The organism is Massilia glaciei, assembly GCF_003011895.2.
GTDB classification, from domain to species: Bacteria; Pseudomonadota; Gammaproteobacteria; order Burkholderiales; family Burkholderiaceae_D; genus Telluria_A; species Telluria_A glaciei.
On sequence record NZ_PXWF02000229.1, the window covers coordinates 24,049 to 50,908 of the forward strand.

The 26,860-nt window shown below is 62.5% G+C and carries 22 protein-coding genes; 10 read left to right on the top strand and 12 right to left on the bottom strand.

Features of this window, described 5'->3' with window-relative positions:
* Positions 1–68: 68 nt before the first annotated feature.
* The 3 genes from C7C56_RS13985 to C7C56_RS29915 all read right to left on the bottom strand — a co-directional run bounded on the left by C7C56_RS13985 (position 69) and on the right by C7C56_RS29915 (position 7,172).
* Positions 69–3,065, bottom strand: a complete 2,997-nt coding sequence (locus C7C56_RS13985; RefSeq protein WP_106757990.1) for a phospholipase — start codon at positions 3,063–3,065, stop codon at positions 69–71.
* 44 nt (positions 3,066–3,109) lie between these two features.
* Positions 3,110–6,379: a type VI secretion system Vgr family protein gene (locus tag C7C56_RS13990; protein WP_106757991.1), complete on the bottom strand. Its 3,270-nt coding sequence runs from the start codon at positions 6,377–6,379 to the stop codon at positions 3,110–3,112.
* Positions 6,380–6,548: 169 nt separating this feature from the next.
* Positions 6,549–7,172, bottom strand: a complete 624-nt coding sequence (locus C7C56_RS29915; protein ID WP_229458771.1) for a DUF3224 domain-containing protein — start codon at positions 7,170–7,172, stop codon at positions 6,549–6,551.
* Here C7C56_RS29915 and C7C56_RS14000 point away from each other — a divergent pair.
* Entirely contained in the window at positions 7,165–7,968 is an 804-nt protein-coding gene (locus C7C56_RS14000) for an AraC family transcriptional regulator (RefSeq protein ID WP_181373179.1), read from the top strand. The genes C7C56_RS29915 and C7C56_RS14000 overlap by 8 nt on opposite strands.
* Positions 7,969–8,021: 53 nt before the next feature.
* On the opposite strand, the gene C7C56_RS14005 is transcribed toward C7C56_RS14000, so the two are convergent.
* Positions 8,022–8,876, bottom strand: coding sequence for an AraC family transcriptional regulator (locus tag C7C56_RS14005; protein ID WP_106757994.1), 855 nt, complete (start codon positions 8,874–8,876; stop codon positions 8,022–8,024).
* A 127-nt stretch (positions 8,877–9,003) separates the two neighbouring features.
* Here C7C56_RS14005 and C7C56_RS14010 point away from each other — a divergent pair, with 127 nt between their 5' ends.
* From C7C56_RS14010 to C7C56_RS14045, 8 genes are all read left to right on the top strand, one after another.
* A complete protein-coding gene (locus C7C56_RS14010; RefSeq protein ID WP_106757995.1) occupies positions 9,004–9,549 on the top strand; it encodes a carboxymuconolactone decarboxylase family protein in 546 nt (181 codons plus the stop codon).
* A 197-nt stretch (positions 9,550–9,746) separates the two neighbouring features.
* Positions 9,747–10,049 (top strand): type II toxin-antitoxin system Phd/YefM family antitoxin, encoded by a 303-nt coding sequence (locus tag C7C56_RS14015; RefSeq protein ID WP_106757996.1) that lies wholly within the window; start codon positions 9,747–9,749, stop codon positions 10,047–10,049.
* Positions 10,046–10,390 (top strand): type II toxin-antitoxin system RelE/ParE family toxin, encoded by a 345-nt coding sequence (locus C7C56_RS14020; RefSeq protein ID WP_106757997.1) that lies wholly within the window; start codon positions 10,046–10,048, stop codon positions 10,388–10,390. Before C7C56_RS14015 ends, C7C56_RS14020 begins: the two co-directional genes overlap by 4 nt.
* 89 nt (positions 10,391–10,479) lie before the next feature.
* A complete protein-coding gene (locus C7C56_RS14025; RefSeq protein WP_106757998.1) occupies positions 10,480–11,613 on the top strand; it encodes a sensor histidine kinase in 1,134 nt (377 codons plus the stop codon).
* A complete protein-coding gene (locus tag C7C56_RS14030; protein ID WP_106757999.1) occupies positions 11,610–12,365 on the top strand; it encodes a LytR/AlgR family response regulator transcription factor in 756 nt (251 codons plus the stop codon). Before C7C56_RS14025 ends, C7C56_RS14030 begins: the two co-directional genes overlap by 4 nt.
* Before the next feature lie 4 nt (positions 12,366–12,369).
* The gene (locus C7C56_RS14035; RefSeq protein WP_106758000.1) at positions 12,370–13,554 is read left to right on the top strand and encodes a sensor histidine kinase; all 1,185 of its coding nucleotides are present in this window, start codon (positions 12,370–12,372) and stop codon (positions 13,552–13,554) included.
* Positions 13,555–13,617: 63 nt separating this feature from the next.
* Complete coding sequence (locus tag C7C56_RS14040; RefSeq protein ID WP_106758001.1) at positions 13,618–14,238, top strand: formylglycine-generating enzyme family protein; 621 nt, start codon at positions 13,618–13,620, stop codon at positions 14,236–14,238.
* 164 nt (positions 14,239–14,402) lie between these two features.
* A complete protein-coding gene (locus tag C7C56_RS14045; protein WP_106758002.1) occupies positions 14,403–15,401 on the top strand; it encodes a formylglycine-generating enzyme family protein in 999 nt (332 codons plus the stop codon).
* Positions 15,402–15,694: 293 nt separating this feature from the next.
* Here the strand turns inward: C7C56_RS14045 and ftsB are convergent, their stop codons facing one another.
* From ftsB to C7C56_RS14070, 5 genes are all read right to left on the bottom strand, one after another.
* Positions 15,695–16,021, bottom strand: a complete 327-nt coding sequence (gene ftsB / locus C7C56_RS14050; RefSeq protein WP_106758003.1) for a cell division protein FtsB — start codon at positions 16,019–16,021, stop codon at positions 15,695–15,697.
* Positions 16,022–16,061: 40 nt separating this feature from the next.
* Complete coding sequence (eno, locus tag C7C56_RS14055; RefSeq protein ID WP_106758004.1) at positions 16,062–17,345, bottom strand: phosphopyruvate hydratase; 1,284 nt, start codon at positions 17,343–17,345, stop codon at positions 16,062–16,064.
* A gap of 87 nt (positions 17,346–17,432) precedes the next feature.
* A complete protein-coding gene (gene kdsA / locus C7C56_RS14060) occupies positions 17,433–18,287 on the bottom strand; it encodes a 3-deoxy-8-phosphooctulonate synthase (protein WP_106758005.1) in 855 nt (284 codons plus the stop codon).
* Positions 18,284–19,957, bottom strand: coding sequence for a CTP synthase (gene pyrG, locus C7C56_RS14065; RefSeq protein ID WP_106758006.1), 1,674 nt, complete (start codon positions 19,955–19,957; stop codon positions 18,284–18,286). Before pyrG ends, kdsA begins: the two co-directional genes overlap by 4 nt.
* A gap of 188 nt (positions 19,958–20,145) precedes the next feature.
* Positions 20,146–21,753: an alpha/beta hydrolase family protein gene (locus C7C56_RS14070; RefSeq protein WP_106758007.1), complete on the bottom strand. Its 1,608-nt coding sequence runs from the start codon at positions 21,751–21,753 to the stop codon at positions 20,146–20,148.
* A 250-nt stretch (positions 21,754–22,003) separates the two neighbouring features.
* Between C7C56_RS14070 and C7C56_RS14075 the strand changes: the two genes are divergently transcribed.
* Positions 22,004–22,405: a PRC-barrel domain-containing protein gene (locus C7C56_RS14075; protein WP_106758008.1), complete on the top strand. Its 402-nt coding sequence runs from the start codon at positions 22,004–22,006 to the stop codon at positions 22,403–22,405.
* 165 nt (positions 22,406–22,570) lie between these two features.
* On the opposite strand, the gene C7C56_RS14080 is transcribed toward C7C56_RS14075, so the two are convergent.
* The 3 genes from C7C56_RS14080 to C7C56_RS14090 all read right to left on the bottom strand — a co-directional run.
* Positions 22,571–24,604: a beta-propeller domain-containing protein gene (locus C7C56_RS14080; RefSeq protein WP_106758009.1), complete on the bottom strand. Its 2,034-nt coding sequence runs from the start codon at positions 24,602–24,604 to the stop codon at positions 22,571–22,573.
* Positions 24,605–24,773: 169 nt separating this feature from the next.
* Positions 24,774–25,142 carry a hypothetical protein gene (locus C7C56_RS14085; protein ID WP_106758010.1) on the bottom strand — a complete coding sequence of 123 codons (369 nt, stop codon included), beginning with the start codon at positions 25,140–25,142 and terminating at the stop codon, positions 24,774–24,776.
* A gap of 151 nt (positions 25,143–25,293) precedes the next feature.
* Positions 25,294–26,860: helix-hairpin-helix domain-containing protein (locus C7C56_RS14090; RefSeq protein ID WP_229458772.1), on the bottom strand; the 1,567-nt coding region annotated here is incomplete at its 5' end.

Sequence of the window (26,860 nt, forward strand, 5' to 3'; positions counted from 1 at the left end):
CGAAGTTCCGAAAAATTACTTTAAAAATCGAAAACTCTTACAAGTTAGCAGTATCTATTTCCCCAATATCATCCAATATGCGACGTTGCATTTAAATGAATGCCACCATCGGCAAGCAAAGTCTTGTTCATACGCGAGTCATTATTTTCTGCAACAGTCCAATTCACCGGCAGAGCGACAATGAAACCCTGCACGCCGATAGGCGGCTTCGCCTCTGCCAAACTACTCGCCGCCCATGTAAATGGATCCATCGCTATATCAACCTGAGTTTTTTCTCGCCAAAACAGTTCGTCAAACGGCATGTAGTAATCGAGCTTGCCAAGTTTTTTTGACCATGTCGGCCAGATTGAACTGAAATCGCCATATATTTTTGGCAAATAAGGGAACGCATTTTGATAGGCCAACGCATTATCAAATGCTATTTTCTGTATAGCTTTCCATGTCTTATTAGAAGCGGGTTTGTCGATGACACCGAAAAGTGAATCTGCAGGCAGAAGCGCACCATCGGTAAGGCCAAATAATTTACACCAAAGTTTTCTTCGCAAGTCATAAACCTTCGCACTAACGGGAGTGACGGACCTGCCATCAATTTGCACAGGCACCGACGTATCGTCTCTAATAATTACGGCAAGCTCGGAATCACGATCACCGATCTGACTTCGGTCGTTTATGTTTGCACTTCCAATAATTGCAACGAGATCATCCGCGATCAAGAGTTTTGAGTGCACGTAAATTTGCTCGGTGACAAGTCGATCCTTTTTCGTTTCTGGATCTTTCAACATAGTCCAATTCCGCAAGTTGAGCAGGGTCAAGTGTTCCATCCAACTGTCTTTTGCTGACTCGATTAAAAAATCTAAAGAGTATTCGGCAACAAGGGCCAGTGCCTCTACCATCCGCACCCCCTTCTTCTCCCTCATCATTTCGCCAGCCAGAACCGCCCTTCTGATTCCGTTTACCAAACTATGCTCGCCGAACACTAATGACTGCATTGTATAGTGCACCTGAGTCATTATATTTAGCGTGTCAAGAGTTCCTTCAGGATGAACAGGCAGCACCATATACACATGAAACGGCACATCATCGGCTATCGCGCGCTCAATCCTTTTCACTAGCGCCTGGCCAATTGGATTTAGAATATGCTTTTGCTCCTTTCCTAATATCTGTGATGCCTTGGCTGCCGCCACGTTCCTCAACGCGAATTTAAGGTCCTTCATGAACGACTTGTCACGACTAACCTTGGCCATATTCAAAGGACTCAATTTCAATATATCTTCTTGACGTACATTGTTTAGACCGAATTCCTTCTCATACTTCTTCCAACGGGGAGAAGCAGATATATTGGTCATTGCCCCCATCGGTGAGTAACTGGATCTCGCTGAAGAAGTCGTGTCAGAACCATAGGCCGACTGAAAAAACTGTCCTTCAATATAAATAAAGTACTTGGCGCCTTGAATCGCAGTCAGCATAGCTTTCAAGCAGTTGTTCTGGGCAATCCCAGATTGCTTTGTACCCTTGGCGGCAGCCTCGTCCTTGATCATTTTCTTGGGAGCGCTCCGCAATACTTGCACCCACAATTTCTTCTTATCGCCTTTCCTCGGTATAGCTTTGGGAGGCGGCACTGGGATTCGCTCGATCAGTGGCGGGGGGCCCTTTTGTTGCATTTTATTTAGAATGCTCTTGGCTGCAGCCTCGGATGCTTGCCTAAATTCCGTCGTTTCATAGAGATGAGCAAGCCCATTCCATCGGTCGACGAAATTCCTGCTGAGGTCGTTGGCAGCTGGTCCCCGTATTCCGCAGTGGACGTCGTGCCAGGGCATCCGCGGTTGCCCCTCCGAAATTATCTTGCCACCTGAAGGAAAGAGTTCGCGACGCAATTCCAAGTTCTTGTAACGCTCGTCAAGTTTGTCGGCTGAGCTTTGCACCCGCGTCTGCAAGGCAAGCGTAACCAAGCGTATCTGTTTGCTCACCCCCAGTACCATCGCAACAGGCAAATCATTCAACGGGTAGCCGCTCACGAACTTCGCAGTGGCGTTAACAGCGTCGGTTGCGCCCGCACTTGCCGCTCTCCGTCCATACTCCAGTGCGCCGCCCGTCTGTTTGTCGACTTCGTTGTAGGCCCGCTCGCCTTGCCTGAGCACCGCATCCAATATTTTTGCTTTCTGTTCGTCAACCCAATCAGAAAAGGATCTGACGCTGTTGGCTATTTCCGCCTTTGCTTCTTTAATGTCGCGCCCCCAAGCCGTCGATCTGTCATTGATGTACGCCATAGGCAAAGCCGGCGCTGAAAAAACGACTTCGCCTATCCATGATGCAGAGCCACTAAAACATCCCGAAAGCAATTCCCATCGAAATATATAGTCCCTGCTTTCAACTTCGGTTATGGCATGCATTGGCGGGATGCACGGGTTGTACAGTTCACTGCCTTTTCGTCCGTCTGCCGCAAGATGAAAAGCGCCGGTATCCCGCCTGCCATATGCAAGATCGATCCCGCCTACAAAGGCAATCTCATCGTCAATAACAACCAGCTTCTGGTGATGAGAATATCCGATGCCAAGGGCGCCCGGCATATCGCTTTGCTCCATCGCCAGCAAGGTAAAAGCGCGCTGTGGAGGGTTTTTTTCACCCTTTATCTTAGATTTGCCCGCGTTCAATTGGGCCATCGCAAGCAGCGTGTCGAAGTCGCCAGAGTCCAGGCCAATTTTTGGCGACATCCACGGCATTATGTAGATCTTCAAATCCTTGTTCTTATCCATGGCCGTCATCAGATGCTCGTACAAGGTCAGGCCATCTGACGTGAGCCTCACGTCGAAATTGATCTGCCAGCCCGTTATATAGATTGTGTGCTTCGCGTCATAGATGGCACGCTTGAGATCAGTGAAGTACTCCGTACCGGTGACGAAAAACTTGACATCATTGCCCGATGTCGGTTCCGAAAACGAGTCGCCCCATTGATAATCGGGAAAGCTCTCCACTTTTTGGCCGTCGTGAATAAACCATCCTGTCGCCTTGGTTGCCACCGCAGCTGGCGCTCCGGCGGGTGTCACGATTTGGGTTATTTGTGCCATTAGGTCATCTCGTCAATGTAGGTTGGAGAGATAGGTATGCGTACTCACTTGCGTACCTTGGGGTAGATTCCAGCGCTCGTGCTGATTCCGAACGCTTCCTTGGCATAGCGCACCTGGGCGGGTGCGCCGTCGCTCAAGCTGCTCGCATGTAGTTCGGGACTGAAGTCGGCAGCGTTCAACCCCTGCAAGAGTTTGGCTTTTTGGTCCCAGTCAGGCGACTCGGTCTCGACGTTAAGTTGAACCGTGCTGCCTGGATAGACCACCCAGGTACTGTCCGGATGCATGGCGTACACCTTGCTCAACTCTTCTTGCTCCGCCTCGGTCAGAACGATGTAACCGTCGTCGTCCGTCTTGCCTTTCGCGACAATTTGTTCATCTTCAATGCCAGCGAGCCCGTCCGGCTTTCGTCCGAATGCGACGACCCACGGCATGTTCGCCAGCGCATGTCCATTCGGGCCGGGCGTGTCGGCCAGGCGCATCTTGAAGTTCAGCGGGCGCTTCTCAAGTTCTGAACGTGGCAACTTTGGAAGCGCATAGTTCAAATTCTCCGGTCCGACGAAGCTTTTCTTACCCGCATGAATCGTGAGCTTTCCCGGGCACGAGACCGTGATATTTCTACCTTCGATGGTGATGTTCGCGCCGCCCGCCGTTGACAGGCTGATGCGCTTGGCCGCCGCCCAGTCGATATGCGCGTTGGCGCTACTCAGGGTGACCGCGTCCCTGGCCTGGATATTGATCACGTCACTTTGGGCTTGAATCTCGATGGCGTCTTTCGCGGCGATCATTTGCAAGCCAACATTGCCCTCGCCCACCTGCACGGCGCCACCCAACACGCCGATCGCCTGGCCGGAATGCACCCGCATTTGGCCGCCGGCGACGAACTGGGTGTCCTGCCCGCTCATCAGCGTCACGGTTTCTCCATTCGCCATTTGGATGCTCCGCCCGGCCTGCACGCCCAAGCCCGCCTTGGCCGCGATGGAGATGATGGCGTCTGTCGTATGCGGCAATTTGTCGTCGCCGGGTTTGGTGTTTTTGGCGCCGGCGTCGGCTTCGGCCGCGTCCACGCTGGCATCGTCCACCATGCCAGAGACGGCGGTAAGCAGCGCCTTGAGCGGCGCGGCCTTGGCGTCGAGGGCGCTTTGGTTCGCCCTCGACGCGCCAACATGCGCCGCCAGGGCGACGGTCAGGTGCGCGATCGCGGCGGCGCTGAAGGTCTCGGCAATTTTCACGGCCTGCTTCAGCATTGCGATCGACTGCGCATTGTCGCCCGCTGGGTCGCGGCTGCGCGTGTTATGGCTGATCGTGTAGCTGGTGATGAGCAGTCCCGCGCCGGCCCGGATCGCGCCGTACCCATCGGTGCGCAACTCGATTCCGCTACCCCTGAAACTGCCCCGGTAATTGTCGGCGCTGTGGATCAAATGGCCGAGGTTGAGTTCGGTCGCGGCATGGCTGCACTTGAGTTGCACGCGCCCCTGGGCGTCTGTGTCGTCGAACAGCAGCTGGTTATACCCGTGCCCGCCAAACTCTTTGCTGCGCACGCCCCACTGCGCCGCCCCGTTGCGATGGCCTGCCGTGTCGGCGGAAGCGCCGTGCCATACCGGGCTGTTGCCGCCGGCCATGTTGGCTTGTCCCGACGCCATATGGTCATGCGCGGGATGGAAGCGCGATGCCTCGCTCGGCTTCTTGCGCACCTTTCCGCCGGGTGTCGGCGCCACGCCGCCCTCCCCCAGCCCGTTGTACAGGGCGCCGACGATGATCGGCCGGTCGATATTCCCCTCCAAAAATTTGACCAGCACCTCGGTTCCGATTCTGGGAAGAAACTGACTGCCCATGCCACGCCCCGCCGAGCGTTGCGCCACGCGCACCCAGCAGCCCGCCTTGCCGTCTTGCCAGTGGAAGCGGATCCGCACGCGGCCATGCCGGTCACAAAACAGTTCATCGGCGCCGTTAGGGCGGTCGTTGCCATCGGCGCCCACCACGATGGCCGTTTGTGAGCCCGGGGCGGTCGCGCGCGCGCGGTTGCGGCCATCGCTGCCCGGCATTTGCGCACGCCACGGCACGGCGGCGGGCACCGCTTCAAAGCAGTTGGCGTAACCCGTCTTGCGGGCCTGGTCGATTGCCAACGCAAACTCAAACGGCTCGTTGTGGCGCACGATCTCCTGCAGCAGTTCCGGGATCGGTCCGAACAGTTCGTCCAGCGCTTGCTGCGCCGGCGACGGCAAATTGTTGACGCCGACGCTGGTCGCGCGCAACACGGTGAGCGCGGGTGCGTCGACGAGTTGCTTTAGCGGCGCACCAAGAATGGTCAAGCCAGTGCCGGCGCGCAGCGTGCGCAAGGTCGAGCGCCCGCTCCACATTTGGGCGCGTGCCTCATGGCCCTCCATCTGCAGATCGGCGTAACGCCGCGCCTGCTCCGCGTTTGCGTAGGCATATTGCCCAGGCGTGTCGAACGACTCCAACGGCGGCATCCTCTTGCCGTTTTTCAGGTGCGATGGCGAACTTGCCGACACCGCCTGCTTGGACTTGTAGTCGTAGCTGAGCAGCGTGGTGAGCGACACGCTGATGGTACGGTTGGCGCGCAATGCCTGCACGGTGTCCTGGCGCTCGCCAGCGCGTGCACTGTGGAAACGGATGCCGCCGTCGGCCTTGCTGCTGGGATCTTCCGGCACCGCGCAGGTTTGGGTGCTGTCGGAAAACAGCACGGCCCCGGGGCCGCGTTCCGTCTGTTCAAAGCGCCAGCAGAGTCCCTCTTCGGTGAGCAGGCGCTGCACGAAATCGAGGTCCGATTCGCGGTACTGGCAGCAGTAGCTGCGCGGCACGGCCCTTTCCATGTAGCGGCGTACCTCATTGCTCCAGCGCCAGATCGCCAGCGGCAGGTACTGTTCGAACACCGCGTCGACGATTCCGAGCACGGACTTGTCTTGCCACACGCGGCTGTTGCGCGCCTGGCTCAAACGCCACATCCAGGGCACCAGGCGCAGGCGATAGCGGGCCAGCCCGCCCTCGCTGCCAAGCTTCGCGGCTTCGTTGATGGTGCCTGCAAAACTGGTGCGCGTGCCGTCGGCCAGGCTCACTTCGACGCTGGCCGGCTTCCCCAGCAACGGTTGAAGCTTGATGCGGGCGTTGGTCGACAGCACGATCACGTCGCGCCCACCAACGCCCTGCACCTCATCGTCGGCGACAAACGCCTCGACCAAAAAGCCTCCGGCGCCCAAGTCGGCGCCGCCAGCGCCCACCGTCAATTCATACAGCCTTGTAGTACTGGAAAACTGCGCCAGCGCGCTGGTGATCTGTTCGGTCAGGGTGGCGCTCATATGGGTTTTTCCGAATGGAAATTGACAACATCGGAAATTTACCAAGACAAATCGCGGGCGCGTTTATCATAAAACAATGTTTCATCTTAAATGCCGATTGCATGGCCGGCAGGGGAAATGACACACCCGTCGCAGTTTCCATGGTGCCGACCGTTGAACCACTAAAGAACTAGTGTGGGGCAGGAAGCAGGTAGTCGAATACGTAGACATGCTGGCCGTCGTCGATTTTGATTGCGAGCGTGCCGCTGATGCCAGATAACTGCTCGGTGCCCGAGTCGGGAACAATCACGACCGACAGCTTCTCCTTGGCTGCGCTCATGGTTCCGGCATGCTGGACGACGAAGCTACCCTTTCGGCCAGCCAGTGTGCCGGTGATTCGCTCGAGCGCGACATACGCCGCCGATCCCTTGGTGTCGGTGACGGCTGTCATCATCTCGCCTTTTCCGCTCGCGCTCAAGGCGCCTTGGTATTGCTTGTCGAGCGATATGCGCCCTATCGCCGTGCGTCCCGCATGCTCGGCCGGGGCAATAGGTTTCATCGTGATGGTAAAGGTTCCGCTTACTCGCATGGCTTTTTCTCCTGGTTGCTTGGTGGGTGCTGGCGCCAGCGCGCTGGCCTGCGTGGGGATCACGAATTGAAAGCAAACACCCGCGCAAATGACGGCGGCAGTCATACGGATAAATGGCATGGCGCTTTTTCCTTGGTGCGTGATTGGGTTATACAAAAGGGCTGGCAAGGCGGCTACTTTATTGCCGTCGCCCCAGAAAATATTGTATAAACCCGACATGAACATCAATGCGCCGAAAGGCCTCGTCGATCCCGCAGGCGCGTCGCGCAGGATAAGGCTCGCGACATATCCGCCCTCTCCATCATTGGCCGCGTTCGTCGATTATTTCTGGGTGGTCGAATGGGATATGCGCGATCGACCGCCCGAGGTGCAACGGGTGCTGCCATATCCGAACGCGCACCTCGTGTTTGACGCCGGACGCAGCGCCATTCACGGCGTGGTGCGGGGCGCGTTCGAGCGCCAGGTCGAAGGTGCGGGAAAGGTGCTCGGGGTGCGCTTCAAGCCGGGGGGACTGCGCCCGTTTATCGACCATCCGCTGTCACGCATCGTCGACACCACCATGCCGCTCGACGCGCTGCTCAAATGCGACGCGGCCGAAGCCGAAAGTCGCGTGCTGAGCCAGAACAGCGACGCCGGCATGATCGCCGTGGCTGGGGAAATGCTAGTTTCCGCGGCGCCTGTGCCCGATCCGCGCGCGCTGCTCGCCGCCCAAGCGGTCGCTGCCGCCGCGGCGGACAACGGACCGGTCAGCGTTGGCGCGCTGTGCGACGCGATGGAACTCGACGAGCGCTTCCTGCAACGGCTGTTCAGCAATTACGTCGGTGTTTCGCCGAAATGGGTGATCCAGCGCTTCCGATTGCAGGAGGCCGTCTGGCGCCTGTCCCACGGTGGCGCGGTCGACCTTGCCGCCTTGGCCGGCGCACTCGGCTTTTTCGACCAAGCCCACTTCACGCGCAATTTCACGAAGCTCGTTGGAAGTTCGCCGCTCGACTATTGGAAGTCGCAGCGCGCCGCCAAGTGAGCGGTTCTACAAAAATAAATAGCTAAGGCTCCTGCTATACAAAATCGAATAGCTCATGGATTTGCCTGCATCCACGCACGCGGCGACATGCCCGTCACTTGCGAAAACGCCCGCGAGAAAGAGGCCGCGCTCTGGTAGCCCAGTAGATCGGCCGCCGCCTTGACCGGCTTCCCCCTGCGCAGCAGGGTCTGCGCGATCGACACGCGCCATTTGCTCAGGTACTCGGCCGGCGTTTCCCCGGCATGTGATTTGAACGCGGCAGCGAACGCGCTGCGCGACATGCCGGCCACCTCGGCCATGGCCGCGAGCGACCAGTCGTGCCCGGGCCGTTCGTGCATCGCCGTGAGCGCCGCCGCGATCTTGGGGTGCGCCAGGCCCGTGAGCAGGCCGCGCGGCAGGTCGGCCTGGTCCGGATGGTCTAGCAGCCAGCGCAATAGTTGCAGCATCAGCACCTCGAACATCCGGTCGGCAAGGATGCGGCTGCCGCAGCGCACGGTTTCCGCTTCGGCGAACAGGAGCGCGAGCGTGTGGTCGAGGCCCTCGACCGCGCTCAAGGGCAGCACCACCAATGGCGGCAGCGCGCGCACCAAGGGGTGGTTCATGCCACCATCAAAGTCGACCGTCGCACAGACAAAGTCCGAGCCCTCCTCGGGAGCATTGTGGAAGGCGTGCGCCAGCGGACGGGGATAAAACAGCAGGCTCGGTTCGGTGATGACGATCTTGCGTGCAACGCCGTCGCGCGCGTTGTGCGTGACGGCCATCTCGCCGCGCCGCAACACATGCAGGAAACCGCGTCCGTGCTTGGCGTCGAAGTTGGTCACGCCGCACAGCGTTCCGGAATGGAACATGTGCATGCGCACGCGAAAGCGCTCGAGCAAGGCGGAGAGTCGGTCTATTGGTTCTGGCATGGCCTAAGTTGGACGATTTGCATCGTTTGATGTACGTAACGTTGCTTATGGTATCGCTTTTTGCCGGAAAATACTTGGGCGCTGAGGAATTCCCAGCCGACCACCACTTCAACCCAAGGAAACAGCCATGTCCCACATCCCCCTGATCGACCGTGCCAACGCCAACGACAAGAGCGGCCCGCTGCTTGACGCCATCAACGGCGCCTTCGGCAGCACGCCGAATATGTTCCGCGCTGTCGCGCACTCGCCCGCTGCGCTTGCCAGCATGTGGTCGTCGTTCGGCGCGCTCGGCGGCGGCGTGCTCGACGCCAAACTGGGCGAGCAGATCGCCGTCGCAATCGCCGACCGCAACGCCTGCGAATACTGCCTGGCGGCGCACACGGCGCTGGGCCGCAAGGCCGGCGCGAGCGCGGAAGAAATGCGCGCCGCGCAAGCCGGCGTCGCAGCCGATCCGAAGAGCGCCGCCGCGCTGCGCTTTGCGCTCAAGCTGGTCGAGGAGCGCGGCCAGATCGGCGCCGCCGACATCGAACAGTTGCGTTCAGCGGGCTTTGGCAACGAAGAAGTGGTCGAAATCGTCGCCCATGTCGCGTTGAATCTGTTCACAAACTACGTCAACGTCGCCTTCGCCGTGCCGGTGGACTTCCCTGCCGTGCCATTGCGCCGGGCAGCCTGACGCCCCGCACCGACAACAATTGGCTGACCTGGGGTCTGACCCCGGGTCAGACCTGGGGTCAGACCCCGGTTGAGCAATTGTCTGGCGGCAGAATTAGCGAATGCCCTTCAACCGGATCAGAATGAAGGAGATCAGTGTTGACATGACCGAATACAGTCCGCATTATGTCTTTTTGGTTATAAGCTTGGAGAGCCAACATGCGTTATTCGGAACAGATCAAGCCCATAAGCTATCTTAAGGACAACACCGCAAAGGTAGTGAGTGAAATTACCCGAACCCGCGAACCAATGATCATCACGCAAAATGGGGAGGCCACCTTTGTCGTTCGGGACATCAAGAGCTGGGAGCAAGACCAAGAAACACTGGCACTCCTCAAGATCCTCGCTTTAGGCCGCCAACAAATTGAACAGGGTGAATTTTGTTCTGCCGAGTCGGTATTTGCCGAACTGGATAAAGAAATGGATGGCACAGCCGATGCCGACATGAGACGTGCGGAATGAAGCTTCGCGCCCAGTTCACGCAAAATGCAAGAGCGGACCTACTTGAATTGAAAGAATTTGTACTTCAACAGTGGTCGCAACAGGCATGGAAAGCGGCATTCGCAGAAATTAGGCACGCGGTAGCGACGATCGAGTCTCATCCCGAGGCCGGGGCTATTTGCCCCGACCTCGCAGCCATCGGTATAACGGCGTACCGCCAAATCCTTACCAGCAAGAACCGCATCATTTACGAGGCGGACAAAGATGCAAATCTTATATTTGTGCATGTCGTCTGCGATCAAAGGCGAGACCTGCAGACACTGTTGATGAGGCGGCTTCTGCGAGCGTCAGGATCGCGCTGAGGGCGGCCCGCGCTTGCCGTCCGTCGGCCCGGCTGTCGATCCGTCACACGCGGGTTTGCCGCCGGGCCCGCCACGTTTAGAATGGCGGCATGAAAAATCCGCCCATCGTCGCAGCGTGGCATTCCCTGTGGGTGCTGCAAAAACAGCACAGCGAGCCCGCCTGGGCGCGCGTGCTCGCCTGCAGCGCCATGGCCATACTGCTCGGCACGGTCATGATGCTGCTGACCGGCTTGCTCACCGGCCTGGCCAGCGACGGCAACTGGTGGCTTGTCATGGCGCCCATCAACCTGTTGATTTGCCTTGCCATCGCCAACACGGTGCTCGCGCTGTTCCGCATCCTTGAACTGAGCTTGCCCGCGCAAACCCTCGCTTCCATCGCCGGCGGCGGCAAATGGCACGCGACCTTGCTCTTGAACGCGCTCGGCCTGGCCGGCATCGTGCTCGGTTTCGCGATCGCCATGCTGCTGCTCGCCGCGCGCTCGGGCCGCGGCCTCGACTACATCTACAGGAACGTCGAACACCAAGGCATCCATGTCAGGATGCTGCTGTTCGTGCTCGTGATCGGCTTCGCAAACTGGTTTTGGTGGCGCGTGCGCGCCAACCAACGCGCCCAGCGGCAACAGGCGACCGAGTCGCAGCTGCGCCTGCTGCAGGCCCAGATCGAACCGCACTTCCTGTTCAACACGCTGGCCAACGTGCAAAGCCTGATCGGGCACGACACACCCGGCGCCCGGCAGATGCTGGTCGACTTCACCGACTACCTGCGCGTGGGCCTGGACCAGTTGCGCCATGCCGACAGCACGCTCGCGCAGGAACTCGACATGGCGCGCAGCTACCTGCAGCTGTTTCAAATCCGCATGGGCGAGCGCCTCAGTTACACCATCGACGCCGATGCCGGGGCGCGCGCCGCGATCCTGCCGCCGTTGCTGTTGCAGCCGTTGATCGAGAACGCCATCACCCATGGCCTTGAACCAAAAGTCGAAGGCGGCGCCGTGCACATCCACGCCAGCGTGCGTGACGGGCGGCTCGAGATCGTGGTCACCGACGACGGCCTCGGCCTGGACGCCCCCCGGCGCCAGCGGCGCGCCGGCAACGGCATGGCGCTCGACAATATCCGCGCGCGGCTGCGCACCCGCTATGCCGGCAAGGCCGAACTGAGCGTGACGCCGCGCGCGGTTGGCACCCACGCCTCCATCCACCTCCCCTACACCGCACAACCATGACCAGCGCCCTGATCGCCGACGACGAACCCCACCTTGCCCAGCATCTCAAGGAACAGCTGATGCAACTGTGGCCCGAACTCGAGATCGTCTTCGTCGCAAAAAACGGCATCGAGGCGGCCGCGAAAATCGCCCAATTGCAGCCGGACCTCGCGTTCCTCGACATCCAGATGCCGGGCTTGAACGGGCTCGAAGTGGCGCAGGACATCGAAGGCCCGACCCGGGTGGTGTTCGTCACCGCCTATGACGAGTACGCCGTGCAGGCCTTCGACCACGCCGCGCTCGACTACCTGCTCAAGCCGCTCAAAAACGCGCGCCTGGCCCGCACGCTCGAGCGCGTCAAGCTGGCGCTGGCGACGCCGCCGGCCCCGGACGCGACCCTCGCGCAGGCATTGCAACGATTGCTGGTCGCGCCCGCCCCGGCTCCCCAGCGCCTGCGCTATGTGCGCGCCGCGCAAGGCCTGCTGACGCACCAGGTCGCGGTGGGCGACATCATGTTCTTCCACGCCGACGATAAATACACGGTCGTCAAGACGGCCGCCGGCGAGCACCTGATCCGCACCCCGATCGCCGAACTGGCCGGCCAGCTCGATCCGGACCAATTCTGGCAGGTGCACCGCTCCACGCTGATCAATCTGGACTTTCTGGCCGGCACCCGGCGCGACGAAACCAGCCGCCTGTTCGTGCGCCTGACCGGCCACGACGCCGAGTTGCCGGTCAGCCGCGCGTTCGTGCACCTGTTCAAGGCGATGTAGCGGCATGGGGTTCGCCGCGCAACTGCGCCGGGCATGGCCCGATTTCTGGATCTTGCGCAAGCGGCGCGCCGAACCGGCCTGGGCGCGCGTGCTCATCGCCAGTGCGGCCGCCCTCGCGCTCGGCTTCGCGCTGGTCGCGCTGGCGGGCCTGTTGCGGCTCGCGTGGTTCAAGCCGGACTGGTGGCTATCCGTGGGCATTCCGCTCGTCGTCGTCGGCGTCGCCGTGGGCAATACGCTGCTCGGCGTGTTCCGCGGGCTCGAGCTGGCACTGCCCGAGGCCGCGCTCGAACGGCTGCGAACGCATGCGGGCTGGCGCTCGGGCATCATCCTGAACGCGCTCGCCGCCGCCGGCATCGTGCTCGGCTGCGCGATCGGCATGGTCTTGGTCAATGCCCTTTACGATTCTGCCGCGCTCTCGGGCTACCAATGCTGTATCGGCACGGCGCATAACGTCACACTGAAGATTGACCTTGCGAGCGCGCGCCAACGGACCCACCTCGGGCTGTTTGTGCTGGTACTGGTCGGCGCGAACGTCATCTTTGGCTACCTGCGCGCACGCCAACGCGACAAGCGGCGCCGCGCCACCGAGGCGCAATTGCATCTGCTGCAGGCGCAGATCGAGCCGCAATTCCTGTTCAACACGCTCGCCGATGTGCAAGGCTTGCTCGACCACGATCCCGAGCGCGCGCGTCAGATGCTCGAGGAGTTCACCGACTACCTGCGCGCCAGCCTCGGCCAGTTGCGGCGGGCCGACAGCACGCTCGCCGCCGAGCTCGACATGGCGCAGTGCTATCTGCAACTGCTGCGCCTCCGGATGGGCGGGCGCCTGCGCTTTTCGATCGAGGCCAGCGTCGAGGCGCGCGCCGCCGTGGTGCCGCCGCTGCTGCTGCAGCCGCTCGTCGAGAATGCGATCAGGCATGGCCTCGAGCCCAGGGCCGAAGGTGGCACCGTGCGCATCCGCGCCGAGGTCCGGTCCGGCCGGCTTGAGGTTTGCGTGCTCGACGACGGGGTCGGACTGCCCGCCGCGCAGCAGCGGGCCGGCCTTGCGCTCGACAATATCCGGGCGCGCCTGCAAGCGCGCTACGGCGGCAACGCGGCGCTCACGCTGGCCGCGCACGCGCCCGGCACGCGCGCCGTGCTCGACTTGCCATTTGTCGGCGCTGGCCTCGACTCATCGCTTTCAAATTAAGTTCCGACTGGCCGTTCGGCATCCTCTTGTCTGTTCACACAACATTCAAAGAGGAGCAACACGATGCCATCCAAATGTCTCACTTTCCTGATTCTGATGGGCTTTGCGGCCCATACCTTGGCCGCCAACGAGAAGCCGTTCGAGCCCGACATGGTCGCCATCAAGGCCGGGCAGTTCACGATGGGCTCGAACAACTGGCTGAGCACCTCGCCCGAGCACACGGTGTCGGTCAAGGCGTTCAAGATGGCCAAGTACGAGGTGACGGTCAAAGAGTTTGCGCAATTCATCAGTGCGACGGGCCACAAAGCGCCAAGGCAGTGCATTCAAATGGCCGGCAACCCCTGGTTCGCGAGCATGGCCGGCAACTGGAACGCCAACACGCTTTCGCACAGCCGCTTTGAGCCGGTGACCTGCATCGGCCCCAAGGATGCCGACGCGTACATCAAATGGATGGCCAAGGAAACGGGCAAGAAGTACCGCCTGCCGACCGAGGCCGAATGGGAATACGCGCACCGGGCGGGCAGCACCCGCAAGTATTCGTTCGGGAACAACGAAGCGCTGGCCTGCCGCTACGGCAATATTGCGGACCGCTCTGCCGAGGCCGCGTTCAAGCGCGACTATGACGCCGAACAGCAAAAGGAGCGTGAAAAGCGCAGCAAGCGCGCGGAGATTCCGGCGAGTTGATGTCATGCCGGCAGCGCAAGGCGCAAGCGGGGCGAATGCCGGCCTGCTGCTTGCCGTTGGTCGGCGCCGCTGTCGATTCGTCGCAAGCCGTTTCACCGCAGCGCGCGGCTTCGGCATTCTTGAACTGTTCAAACAAATCCATTCACTTCACGACTACAAAAACCATGAAAAAACATTCCTTGCTCGCCCTGATCCTGATCGCCCACGCCGGTTCGGCAATGGCAGCCGATCCAATCCTCGAACCATCCATGGCCAGCATCCCGGCCGGCAGCTTTGCGATGGGCAGCCCGACCACCCTCGCCAAAGGCGACTACCCGGTCGAACAACCTGTCCACCAAGTCAACATCCCAGCCTTCCAGATGTCGCGCTACGAAGTCACGGTCGGGCAGTTCAGCCAGTTCGTCGAGGCCACCGGGCATACGCCCACGCTCGCCGAAGGCCAGCCCCCCGCAACCTGCTGGAAGCATGCGGCGAACGACTGGGGCATGGAAGCCGGAGCGGGCACCTGGAAGTCCAATGCATACCCGCAAAGCCCATACCACCCGGTGATGTGCGTCTCGTGGGCCGATGCCAAGGCGTACACCGCGTGGCTGGCGGAAAAAACCGGCAAGCCATACCGCCTGCCCAGCGAGTCGGAATGGGAATATGCGGCCCGCGCCGGAAGCCCGCACAATTACCATTTCGGCGCCGACGAGACGCAGCTTTGCCGCTACGGGAACATCCGCGACACCCTCGGGCGCGATGCGATCGGCAAGCTCACCAACAAACCCGGTGCCGAAGCGTTGTGCACCGATGGCTCGGCGTTCACCTCCATCGTCGGCATGTATGAGCCGAACCAGTTCGGACTGTATGACATGATCGGCAATCTCGGCGAAATCGTGGAAGACTGCGAGCACGCCAATTACACGGGCGCGCCCGCCGATGGCTCGGCCTGGACCACGAACTGCTCGAAGGATATGCGGATGCACCGGGGCGGCAGTTTCCAGTCGCGCGTCACCGCCACCTCCACCGGCCGCGGGCATACTGGCGCGACCAATGCCAGCAGCTTTGAAGGCTTCCGCGTCGCGCTGGGCATGCCCGGCCCGGCAACCCCGGCGGCGGGCACGATCGCCTTCGAAGCCGGGCTCGATAAGGCGCGCGCCGCCGAACGCGCGCGTCGGTGAAGTTGGGAGGGAAGTAGCAGAAATCGACGTCGTTCCTGCCATTGGAACACATGCGGTAGGAATAAAATTCTCGACATTGAAGCGAGCTGAATTGGCGCTTGGGCCGCTTCCGAAATCGTGTCGTGAGAAACTTAAAATCCATAAACCAACATCGTCCTCGCGCACGCGGGGACCCATAGAACTTTCGCGCATAGCAACCGTTCTATGGGTCCCCGCATGCGCGAGGACGATGTGGTTTCTTGCTAATTAAGTTCGATCCGCACGATTTCTGTGAACGATTTTTTGAACAACAATTACTTGGCGGCGGGTGCCGGCGCCGGTGCCGGCGTCACCGACGTCACCGCCGGCTTATTCCCGAGAACCTGCACAAAAATCTCATTCTGCTTGATCATGCCCAGCTCGTAGCGGGCCCGTTCCTCGACGGCGCCGGTGCCGTCCTTGAGGTCGCGCACCTCCGACTCGAGTTTGGCGTTGCGCGCCCTGAGCGCGACCGTCTTTTGCTGCGCCTCGACGACCTTGGCTTCAAGGTCCACCACGCGCAGCTTGCCGCCCTTCCCCAGCCATAGCGGAAACTGTATCAGCAGCAGCAAGGCTGCGAGAGCGAGCGTGATGATGCGCATGCGGACGATACCGGCCAGCGCGGCTGGCCGGTCCTGGTTCTTACTTCAGGTTGTAGAACGCGCCACGGCCGGGGTAGCTGGCGATGTCGCCCAGGTCTTCCTCGATGCGCAGCAGCTGGTTGTACTTGGCCATGCGGTCCGAACGCGACATCGAGCCGGTCTTGATCTGCAGGGCGTTGGTGCCAACGGCGATGTCGGCGATGGTCGAGTCCTCGGTCTCGCCGGAGCGGTGCGAAATGACGGCCGTGTAACCGGCGCGCTTGGCCATCTCGATCGCGGCGAAGGTCTCGGTCAGGGTGCCGATCTGGTTGATCTTGATCAGGATCGAGTTGGCGATGCCCTTGTCGATGCCCTCTTTGAGGATCTTGGTGTTGGTCACATACAGGTCGTCGCCGACCAGTTGCACCTTCTTGCCCAGCGCGTCGGTGAGGATCTTCCAGCCGTCCCAGTCGTTCTCGGCCATCGCGTCCTCGATCGAGATGATCGGGTACTTGTCGCACCAGGTCTCGAGCATGTGGGTGAATTCGGTCGCGCTCAGCTGCATGCCCTCGCCTTCAAGGTGGTACTTGCCATCCTTGTAGAACTCGCTCGCGGCGCAGTCGAGGCCGAGGCAGATCTGGGTGCCCGGCTCGTAGCCGGCCTGCTCGATCGCCTGCATGATCAGCTTGATCGCCTCCTCGTGGTTGGCGACCGACGGCGCGAAACCGCCCTCGTCGCCGACCGAGGTGGTCAGGCCTTTTTCGTGCAGGATCTTTTTGAGCGTGTGGAAAATCTCGGCGCCGTAGCGGATGGCTTCCTTGAACGAAGGCGCGCCGACCGGGATGATCATGAACTCCTGGATGTCGAGGTTGTTGTCGGCGTGCGCGCCGCCGTTGATGACGTTCATCATCGGCACCGGCATCTGCATCGCGCCCGAGCCGCCGAAGTAGCGGTACAGGGGCAGGCCGGCCTCTTCGGCGGCGGCCTTGGCCACGGCCATCGACACGGCCAGGATGGCGTTGGCGCCCAGGCGGCTCTTGTTCTCGGTGCCGTCGAGGTCGATCAGGGTGCGGTCGAGGAAGGCTTGCTCGTTGGCGTCGAGGCCCATGATGGCTTCGGCGATCTCGGTGTTGATGTTCTCGCAGGCTTGCAGCACGCCCTTGCCGAAATAGCGGCTTTTATCGCCGTCGCGCAATTCCATCGCCTCGCGCGAACCGGTCGAGGCGCCAGAAGGCACGGCCGCGCGGCCCATCACGCCGGACTCGAGCAACACGTCGCATTCGACAGTCGGATTGCCGCGCGAATCAATAATTTCACGGCCGATAATATCAACTATAGCACTCATGGTTCACTCTTTCGGTAAGGTGGGAAAGGGATCTGCGGACCCGCGGGTCCGCCTGCTGCGACGATCGCGCCGATGGGGGCGCGAACGTCAGGCGAAGCTGGTTTCGAGGAAGCCGGCGCGCTTGACCACGCGGTCGATCTCGACTAGCGTCGTGAGCAATTCTTTCATGCGGTCGAGCGGCATCGCGTTGGGGCCGTCGGACATCGCCTGCGCCGGGTTCGGATGGGTTTCCATGAACAGGCCTGCGATGCCGGCCGCCACCGCAGCGCGCGCCAGCACGGGGATGTGCTCGCGCTGGCCGCCCGAGGACGTGCCCTGCCCGCCGGGCAACTGCACCGAGTGGGTGCCGTCGAACACGACCGGGCAATTCGATTCGCGCATGATGGCCAGCGAACGCATGTCCGAGACCAGGTTGTTGTAGCCGAACGAGACACCGCGCTCGCAGGCCATGAAGTTGTCCTCTAACAGGCCGGCGGCCTTGGCGGCCGCGCGCGCCTTGTCGATCACGTTCTTCATGTCGCCGGGGGCGAGGAACTGGCCCTTTTTGATATTGACCGGCAGGCCGGACTGGGCGCAGGCGATGATGAAATCGGTCTGGCGGCACAGGAAGGCCGGGGTCTGCAGCACGTCGACGACGCTTGATACGGCCGGGATTTCCTCGATCGTGTGGATGTCGGTGAGCACCGGCACGCCGATCGTCTTTTTGACGTCGGCCAGGATCTCGAGGCCCTTGTCCATGCCGGGGCCGCGGAAGGTCGTGCCCGACGAGCGGTTGGCCTTGTCGAACGAGGACTTGTAGATGAACGGGATGCCCAGCGCCGAGGTGATCTCCTTGAGCGTGCCGGCGGTGTCCATCGCCATCTGGCGCGACTCGATCACGCAGGTGCCGGCGATCAGGAAGATCGGCTGGTCTAGGCCGACGTCGAATCCACAAAGTTTCATGCTGCCTCTCCTTGCTGCGAGTTCGTCCCGGCGTGCAGGGCGTGCTGCGCAATCGCGGCCTTGATGAACGAGATGAACAAGGGATGACCCGTGCGCGGGGTCGACTTGAATTCGGGATGGTACTGCACGCCCATGTACCAGGGGTGCGCGTTGTCACCGGTGCGGGACAATTCCATGATCTCGCACAGGTCCTCGGTCGGGGTGCGCGCCGACACGATCAGCCCGGCCGCCTCGACGCGCGCCAGGTAGTGGTTGTTGGCCTCGTAGCGGTGGCGGTGGCGCTCGGTCACGACGGAGCCGTAGATCTCGGCCGCCAGCGTGCCCGGGTTGACGGCGCAGGTTTGCGCGCCCAGGCGCATGGTGCCGCCCATGTCGGAGTTGACGTCGCGCTTTTCGACCTTGCCGTCGTGGTTCTGCCACTCGTTGATCAGGGCCACGACCGGCTGGTCGGTGTCCGGATCGAATTCGGTCGAGTTGGCGTTGGCCAGGCCGGCCATGTGGCGCGCGTATTCGATCAACGCGACCTGCATGCCCAGGCAGATGCCGAGGTAGGGGATCTTGTTTTCGCGGGCGTAGCGCGCGGCCATGATCTTGCCCTCGACGCCGCGCTTGCCGAAGCCGCCCGGCACCAGGATGGCATCGAACTTGGCCAGCTCGGCGCAACCGCGCGTTTCGATCTCCTCGGAGTCGATGTACTCGATGTTGACCCGGCTTTCGGTGTGGATGCCGGCGTGGCGCAGCGCCTCGGTGAGCGACTTGTAGGACTCGGTCAGGTCGACGTATTTGCCGACCATGCCGACCTTGACGGTGACCTTCGGGTTCTCGAGCGCGTGGATCAGCTTGCTCCACATGGTCAGGTCGGCCGGGGCCGCCTCGATCCCGAGCGCCTCGCAGATGATCGCGTCGAGACCCTGGTCGTGCAGCATCTGCGGCACCTTGTAGATCGTGTCGACGTCCCAGACCGAGATCACGGCCGCTTCCTCGACGTTCGAGAACAGCGAGATCTTGGCCCGCTCGTCGTTCGGGATCGGGCGGTCGGCGCGGCACAGCAGCGCGTTCGGCGAGATGCCGATCTCGCGCAGCTTTTGCACGCTGTGCTGGGTCGGCTTGGTCTTGAGTTCGCCCGCCGAGGCGATGTACGGCACCAGCGTCAGGTGCACGAAGGCGGCCGACTTGCGCCCGGCGCGCAGGCTCAGCTGGCGGGCCGCCTCGAGGAACGGCAGCGACTCGATGTCGCCGACGGTGCCGCCGATCTCGACCAGCGCCACGTCGGCGCCCTCGGCGCCGCGGTAGATGTAGTCCTGGATTTCGTTGGTGATGTGCGGAATGACCTGCACCGTCTTGCCAAGGTACTCGCCGCGGCGTTCCTTGCGGATCACCGACTCGTAGATCTGGCCCGTGGTGAAATTGTTCACCTTTTTCATGCGGGTGCTGATGAAACGCTCGTAGTGGCCGAGGTCGAGGTCGGTTTCGGCCCCGTCGTCGGTGACGAACACCTCGCCATGTTGCAAAGGACTCATGGTGCCCGGATCGACGTTGATGTACGGATCGAGCTTGAGCATGGTGACTTTAAGGCCGCGCGATTCGAGGATCGCGGCGAGAGAGGCGGCGGCTATCCCTTTTCCAAGGGAAGACACAACGCCACCGGTGACGAAGACAAATTTGGTCATTGCAGGAGGTGCCGAACGGCACGTGCGGGAAATTGAAATTATACCTTAAACGCGGCAATACTTCACCAAAACAAGGCAAAAATGCATAACGTGGTGCCAAGGCGAGCCATTCCCGGCCGCCCCCAAACCACATCGTCCTCGCGGATGCGGCGCGGCATGCGTCGTCGCCTCCGCGAGGACGGGGTGGCTTACTTTTTGTTGATCACATTGGTACGCAGCCAGCTTTCCATCCGCGAAAAATACCCCTCCACCATCTTGGTGGCCAATACGAAATCATCGGCATTGCCCGTCTTCGACTGCACAAAACTATGCCCGGTGTCTTTCAAATTCACCACCGTGAAATTCTTGTTGCCCGAGGCGATGCGCGCCTCCTCGAGCCGTTTGGCCGACTCGGCGCTCGGCACATTGTGGTCGAATTCGCCCAGGAACCACAACACCGGCACCTTGACCTTGGCCAGCGTGGCGGCCGGATCGAACGGCGCATTCTTGGCGGTCCAAGGACGGCCCCAGCCCTTCTCGGACTGGCCCAGCGGCCAGACGAATTTGGCCCAGGGCTTGACCTTGTGCACGGCCACGGCCGCGCTGAACTCGTCCCAGTCCGCCGGCGCCAGTTCGAACAACTGCATCGACGCCGCGTAAGCCTCGTTGGCATCGCCCTCGGACATGCCGCCCTCGCGCACCGTCCATGCGATCTCGTGCGCCATGGTCTCGGCCACCCGCACCGCCGAACCGGCGCGCACGATGACAAAGCTGACATCGTCGGAACGCGCGGCCATCAGCGGCGCGGTCCAGCCGCCCTGGCTGCTGCCGTGCACGCCGATGCGGCGCGCGTCGATGTCGGCGCGCTGCTTGAGCATGGCGACCCCGGCGAGCCAGTCGCCTGCGATGTCGTCCATGCCGGACTTCATCCAATCGCCCGTGGACGCGCCCGCCCCGCGCTTGTCGAGCGAGAGCACGGCCAATCCTTGGCGCACGAAGAAGCTGGTCCAGATCCCGAGGTTGCGCGTGACCGGCCCCGAGCCGTGCGCGAATACGACCGCCGGATGCGGCCCCTTGCCCAATGGCAGCGTCAACACACCCTTGAGCGTGACTTCTCCGTTGACGACCGTGACCTCCTCGACCCGGTGCGGGGCGATCTTCTTGGCCGTCATCCGCTTGTCGCCGTCGCGCCAGCGCATGCCCGTGATGGCGCCCTTGGCGTCCTTGATGAACTCGGCGCCTATGGCGAACGGATACGGCACGCCGATGCTCGGGCCCGACACGAAGCGCGTCGACGAAAGCGGGTACAACGGGCCTTCGCGCAGGGTCTTCTGGTCGATAAAGATGAGCATGCCGCCCATCTCGTCCATCGGACCCAAGTCGACCACATGGCCCGGGGCGACCTGGTAGCTGCCCGCGGCCTTGAAATTATCGGCCAGGTTGTTCGGCGCGGCCTGCACCAGCGTGAATTCGCCCGGGGTCTGGCCTTGCATGACCTTGCCGGTCAGCTTGCCATCGCGGCGCACGCCCTCGAACTTGAGCAACTCCGGGCCGCCCCGCAGCTCGAATTTTCCCGCCGCCGGGGTCAGCGTGAAATTGCTCATCGGGATGTTGCGCGCGTTCATCGACGGCACGTCGACCACGGACGGCGCATCCTTATACTCGGAGCGGTCGTGCACGATGATGCCGGTGCTCTTGCCGGCGACGGTGAATTCACCGAGCCACATTTTTCCGGGTGGAGGTCCATCCTGCGCGATGGCCGGCGCGCACGCGAGGCCGAGTGCCCACAGTGTGGCGATTGCTATTTTTTGGGTCATGGGTTCTTCCTTTTTATTTTGTGTTCATTTGCCGGTGCGGCTAGCGGGGCACCGCCGCGCACGATGCCCTGCCCATTGGTATTTACAATGGGTCGGATTCTATCGAAAGTCACCGCCGGCCGGGATAGTTGGCGACAGAATGCGCCAATGAGGGAATGAGCTGCAAAAATGCGCAAGGACTGCGTGTGTCAGCGAACAGACTTGAGGCGGATCAACGTCCATGCTCGAACTTTTATACAGGAGGTCCACTATGACTTACGAAGAACGCGATGCCTATGGCATGTATGTGAATACCGGCGACAAAGGTCCTGGCCCAGAACTGATGGGTGCGAACACCCTGATCGGCAACCATGTGCACAACCTGGTCGACGAACACCTCGGCGAGATCAAGGAAATCATGTTGGACATGCGCACCGGCAAGATCGCCTACGCGGTCATGTCCTTCGGCGGCGTCTTCACGATCGGCGAGAAGCTGTTCGCGGTGCCCTGGTCGGCGCTCACGCTCGACACCGTCAACAAGCGCTTCACGCTCAACCTCGAGAAAGAGAAGATCGAGAACGCGCCCGGCTTCGACACCAGCGACTGGCCCGACATGGCGAACCAGCAATGGGCGAGCCAGATCCACGGCTATTACGGCACCAACGCGCACTGACAGGCGTGTAAAACAAGGCGCGTAAAACAAGGCGCGTGGCCCCGGCGGGATTCGCCGGCGCCACGCGCTTTTTAATGGCCAAAGCATTTGGCTGACGCTTGTGGCCGATGCTTCGGACCGAAGCTTGTGGCCGACGCCTATGGCCGACGCCTATGGAAGATACGGTCAGCGCGCGATGGCCATGGTCGCCGGCGCATAACTGATGCGGCGCGTCTCCGACAGGCGCTCGCCGCGCACCTTGCCTTCAACCAATTCATAACCCATCAGGGCGAATACCCGCCCCTGCAGGAACAACGGGCGCGCGTTGCCGTACCAATCGACGCAGGAGGCGCGGCAGCCATCGTCGGTCTTGGACGGCTGCGACAGCAGCGAACCGAGCTCGTCGAGCCTGAGCCGCTTGTTGCGCAGATATAGCAACGAGGCGGCCGGACCGTATCCGCCGGCATTGCCGGCCCGGCCGTCGTGGGTGATCGGCAGGCCGACGATGCCGTCGTCGGCACGCTCGCTCTTATAGAAAAAGCCGTGGCTGCGCGCTTCGCTTTGCGCCGCGTTGCCGCGCACGTAGCGGTAGGCGAGCTCGGCCACGCGACCCAGTTTGATGCTCGAGAAATGCAAGTCCCCGGTGCGCGAACCAATCACGACCGCATCGGCGCCCATCGCCTCGATCCGCTCGACCGCGTGCGGCATCGACAGCGTCTGCGCCTCGCCCGCGCCATCCCAACGCACCGCGTGGAGCGCGTGGCGCGGCGCATCCGGCGGCGAGTTGACGTGCCTGGCAGAGCTGCCATAGAGCAAATACGCGCCGACGTAGCGGTTCTGCACGCCGTAGCGGTCGGCGTTGGGCAGCGCCCGATAGCTGTGCGCGGGGGCACTGTCACGCCCGTCCGAGAACGACTTCAGCGGCACCCGCATCAGGGCCACCTCGCCACTGCCCCGCTCGGCGCGCCACATGCCCTCGCCCCCGCCCTGGGCGCGCACCAGCACGTTGAGGTGGCCGTCGCCGCTTTCGAGGAACGAGAACTGGTCGACCGGCGCCCCGGCCACCTTGAGCGCGCTGGGCGCGCCGCCGTCGAGCGGAATGCGGAACAGGCCGGCCCCGCTGCGCCCACCCTCGGCCTGGCGTCCCGGCGCGGCCCACACGTACACCGACTCGCCCGACACATAAAACACCCTGCCCTGCGGCCCGAGCACGGCGCTGGCCTCGCACTTCATCTCGCGCGCGGCCAGGTCGCACACCGTCACCGTGTGCAATGCCAGGCGCGCGTGCGGTTCGATTGGATCGTCGGTGCGGTAGATGCGGGTGGCCGGCGCGATGCGCTCGAAGTCGGCCGGGGTGGCGTCCGGGCGCCATTTGCGCAGCGCCGGAAACTTGGACAAGGGGTCCGACTGGCCCGGGCGCAGGTACAAGGGCGTGTAGAAGATCAGCTTGCTGCCGATCTGCCGGCTCGCATAGTTGCGCGACGAATAGTAGTCGTTCGAGCGCATATGGTAGGTGGCGCGGTAGCGCAGCTGGCCGGCCCGGTCGATGTCGAACAGGCCGATCTCGGTGCCGCCGCGGCGGTAGCTGTAGCCGATCACCGCCACCGTGTCGCCGGAGATGAGCATTTCGTCGAACCAGCTGCCGGAGGGGTCGGTGCCGGGGGCGAAGGCGTCGATGGACGAGACCGGCTTGAGCCGGCCCTTGCCGATGTCGACCGTGAACAGCTTGCCGCGCCGCAGCATCACCAGATGCTGGCCGTGCACCTTGACGATGCCGCCCTCGTCCACGCCCGCGGTCTGGGTGTTGGTGACCGATTCGCCCGCCGCCTTGGCCGACGCCGACGGGGCCGCCGGGGCCGAAGGGGATGGCGGGGATGGCGGGGGCGCGTAGGCGGGCATGGGGATTGGGGAAGGCGGCGCCATCCCTGGCGCGACCGAATACATCGGTTCGCCCGCTGGTGCGGCATTGGCCATGGCCTTGGCCCTGGCTTTGGCCGCGGCCTCTTCGCGGGCGCGCTGTTCGTCCGCGTAACGCTTGAAAAACGCCTGCAGCGCGGCTTCGCTGGCGAACGCGGTCAGGGTCTTGGCCGGCGCGGTGTCGGCGGCCTGCGCCGGGCACGCGAGCGCCGCGGCGAACGCGAGCACCAGGCCAGCGGCGAGGCTGTGGGACGGCTTGGTGTGGGACGGCTTGGGGTGGGATGGCTTGGGGTGGGACGGCATCTTTTTCTCCTTTTAATGCCTGTGTCGGCAGTATCAGGAGAATGTAACGGAGCGCGCGCGAAAAAGGGGTTGGTGTTGCAATAAATAATGTACCGGCCCGCGGCGCAGGGAGAGCGATAGCAAAGTCCAAGACGCGAAAGCGCTTGCCGGCACGGGCCCGCCACGGCGGCTACTTACAAGCCTGCATCATCTCCATGTGTTTTTTCCTCATTTCCGGCGACATTGATTTGAATCGTTCGTCCATCATTGCCTGCCGTTCTTCGGGGGTTTTCGCACTCATCATATTTTTGTGCATGTCGCACATGGCCTTCATTTCCATCATCCCCCGCCCCATTCCCATTCCCCCGCCTGACGAGCCTGACGCGCCCGTAGCGCCTGACGAGCCTGTCGCGCCTGGCGCCATGGCCGCCGGTTGCGCGTCCTCGGCGCCAGCGTGGTGCTGGGCGTGCCTCCGCTCTTGCCAGGCCGCGCAGCCTCCCGTTGCCATTGCCGCCACCAAGGTGGCGACCCACGTCGCGGATCTGAATGTCGTTTTCATCGATAAACTCCTGTCAGGGTTGGATGCGATTCCGGACTGCCGATGCGCCAATACTAGCCCCCGGGACCGGCGATTTTCATGACCTGCATCAAAACATTCGGCCCGATCCGCGCCTATCAAATCCCGGCTGGCAACCTTGTCCCGCAAGGCGTCAACAAAAGTCGCGGCTGCGCGTGCCCAGCCGTCCCAGCATGTCCGACATGTCGACCAGTCGCTTGGCCACCAGGTGGCGCACCTCGCCCTCCTTCTGCCACACGCCGTAGACCCCGAGCAGCGTGGCGCCGAGCACTTCGCGGCGCTGCTGCTCGACCAGGCTGGGCCAGACGATCACGTTGACATTGCCCGTCTCGTCCTCGAGCGTGACGAACAGCACGCCCTTGGCCGTGCCCGGGCGCTGGCGCACGGTGACGATGCCGCAGGCGCGCGCGAGCTGGCCCTGCTTGTAGTCGTGCAAGGTGGCGGCCGGCATGAAGCGCCGCTCGAGCAACTTCGGGCGCAGCAGCGCCAGCGGATGGCGCCCCAGCGTCAGCCCCTGCGCGCGGTAGTCGCCGACGATCTCGTCGCCCTCGCTCGGGGCGCGCAGCGCCGGCGTCTCTTCAATCGGGCTGGTGGGGCGCAGCAAATCCTTGTCGGGCACCGCGCCGACCGCCTGCCACAGCGCCTGGCGCCGGTTGCCCGCCAGCGACATCAAGGCGTTGGCGCCGGCCAGCACCTGCAGGTCGTGGCGGTCGAGCCCGGCGCGCCGGGCCAGGTCGGCCACGCTGTCGAAGGGGCGGATCGCGCGCGCGTCCTCGATGCGCGCGGCGGCCTCGCGCCGCATGCCGCGCTGCAGCGACAGGCCCAGCCTGATCGCCGCCTGCCCGCCCGCCGGCACGCTAGAGGCCGGCTCGAGCGTCGAATCCCAGCCGCTGATGGCGATGTCGGCCGGGCGCACCGCGATGCCGTGGCGCCGCGCGTCCTGCACCAGTTGCGAGGGGCTGTAAAACCCCATCGGCTGGCTGTTGAGCAAGGCGCACAGGAAGGCGGCCGGCTCGTGGCACTTGAGCCACGAGCTCGCGTAGGCCAGCAGCGCGAAGCTGGCCGCGTGCGACTCCGGGAAACCGTATTCGCCAAAGCCCTGGATCTGGCTGAAGATGGCCTCGGCGAAGGCGAGCTCGTAGCCGCGCGCGAGCATGCCGTTGACGATGCGGCTGTAGTATTTCTCCATGCCGCCCTTGCGCTTCCAGGCCGCCATCGCGCGCCGCAGCTGGTCGGCCTCGCCCGGCGTGAAGCCGGCCGCGAGCATGGCCACCTGCATCACCTGCTCTTGGAAGATCGGCACCCCGAGCGTGCGCTCGAGCGCGAGCTTCATCTCCGGCTTGGGGTAGAGCACCGGCTCGAGCCCCTGGCGCCGGCGCAGGTAGGGGTGCACCATGCCGCCCTGGATCGGCCCCGGGCGCACGATCGCGACCTCGATGACGAGGTCGTAGAAGGTGCGCGGCCGGATCCGCGGCAGCATGCTCATCTGCGCGCGCGACTCGATCTGGAACACGCCGATGGTGTCGGCGGCGCAAATCATGTCGTAGGTGGCCTTGTCCTCGGCCGGGATGTCCTGCATCGAGAACACCGTGCCGCGCTGCTGCCCGACCAGCTCGAGCGTGCGGCGCAGCGCCGACAGCATGCCCAGCGCCAGGATGTCGACCTTGAGCAGGCCGAGCTCCTCGAGGTCGTTCTTGTCC

Bases quoted from the DNA above. Each gene is read 5' to 3' on its own strand.
- C7C56_RS13985 (WP_106757990.1), bottom strand. From the start codon at position 3,065: ATGGCACAAATAACCCAAATCGTGACACCCGCCGGAGCGCCAGCTGCG.
- C7C56_RS13990 (WP_106757991.1), bottom strand. From the start codon at position 6,379: ATGAGCGCCACCCTGACCGAACAGATCACCAGCGCGCTGGCGCAGTTT.
- C7C56_RS14000 (WP_181373179.1), top strand. From the start codon at position 7,165: ATGAACATCAATGCGCCGAAAGGCCTCGTCGATCCCGCAGGCGCGTCG.
- C7C56_RS29915 (WP_229458771.1), bottom strand. From the start codon at position 7,172: ATGTTCATGTCGGGTTTATACAATATTTTCTGGGGCGACGGCAATAAA.
- C7C56_RS14005 (WP_106757994.1), bottom strand. From the start codon at position 8,876: ATGCCAGAACCAATAGACCGACTCTCCGCCTTGCTCGAGCGCTTTCGC.
- C7C56_RS14010 (WP_106757995.1), top strand. From the start codon at position 9,004: ATGTCCCACATCCCCCTGATCGACCGTGCCAACGCCAACGACAAGAGC.
- C7C56_RS14015 (WP_106757996.1), top strand. From the start codon at position 9,747: ATGCGTTATTCGGAACAGATCAAGCCCATAAGCTATCTTAAGGACAAC.
- C7C56_RS14020 (WP_106757997.1), top strand. From the start codon at position 10,046: ATGAAGCTTCGCGCCCAGTTCACGCAAAATGCAAGAGCGGACCTACTT.
- C7C56_RS14025 (WP_106757998.1), top strand. From the start codon at position 10,480: ATGAAAAATCCGCCCATCGTCGCAGCGTGGCATTCCCTGTGGGTGCTG.
- C7C56_RS14030 (WP_106757999.1), top strand. From the start codon at position 11,610: ATGACCAGCGCCCTGATCGCCGACGACGAACCCCACCTTGCCCAGCAT.
- C7C56_RS14035 (WP_106758000.1), top strand. From the start codon at position 12,370: ATGGGGTTCGCCGCGCAACTGCGCCGGGCATGGCCCGATTTCTGGATC.
- C7C56_RS14040 (WP_106758001.1), top strand. From the start codon at position 13,618: ATGCCATCCAAATGTCTCACTTTCCTGATTCTGATGGGCTTTGCGGCC.
- C7C56_RS14045 (WP_106758002.1), top strand. From the start codon at position 14,403: ATGAAAAAACATTCCTTGCTCGCCCTGATCCTGATCGCCCACGCCGGT.
- ftsB (WP_106758003.1), bottom strand. From the start codon at position 16,021: ATGCGCATCATCACGCTCGCTCTCGCAGCCTTGCTGCTGCTGATACAG.
- eno (WP_106758004.1), bottom strand. From the start codon at position 17,345: ATGAGTGCTATAGTTGATATTATCGGCCGTGAAATTATTGATTCGCGC.
- kdsA (WP_106758005.1), bottom strand. From the start codon at position 18,287: ATGAAACTTTGTGGATTCGACGTCGGCCTAGACCAGCCGATCTTCCTG.
- pyrG (WP_106758006.1), bottom strand. From the start codon at position 19,957: ATGACCAAATTTGTCTTCGTCACCGGTGGCGTTGTGTCTTCCCTTGGA.
- C7C56_RS14070 (WP_106758007.1), bottom strand. From the start codon at position 21,753: ATGACCCAAAAAATAGCAATCGCCACACTGTGGGCACTCGGCCTCGCG.
- C7C56_RS14075 (WP_106758008.1), top strand. From the start codon at position 22,004: ATGACTTACGAAGAACGCGATGCCTATGGCATGTATGTGAATACCGGC.
- C7C56_RS14080 (WP_106758009.1), bottom strand. From the start codon at position 24,604: ATGCCGTCCCACCCCAAGCCATCCCACCCCAAGCCGTCCCACACCAAG.
- C7C56_RS14085 (WP_106758010.1), bottom strand. From the start codon at position 25,142: ATGAAAACGACATTCAGATCCGCGACGTGGGTCGCCACCTTGGTGGCG.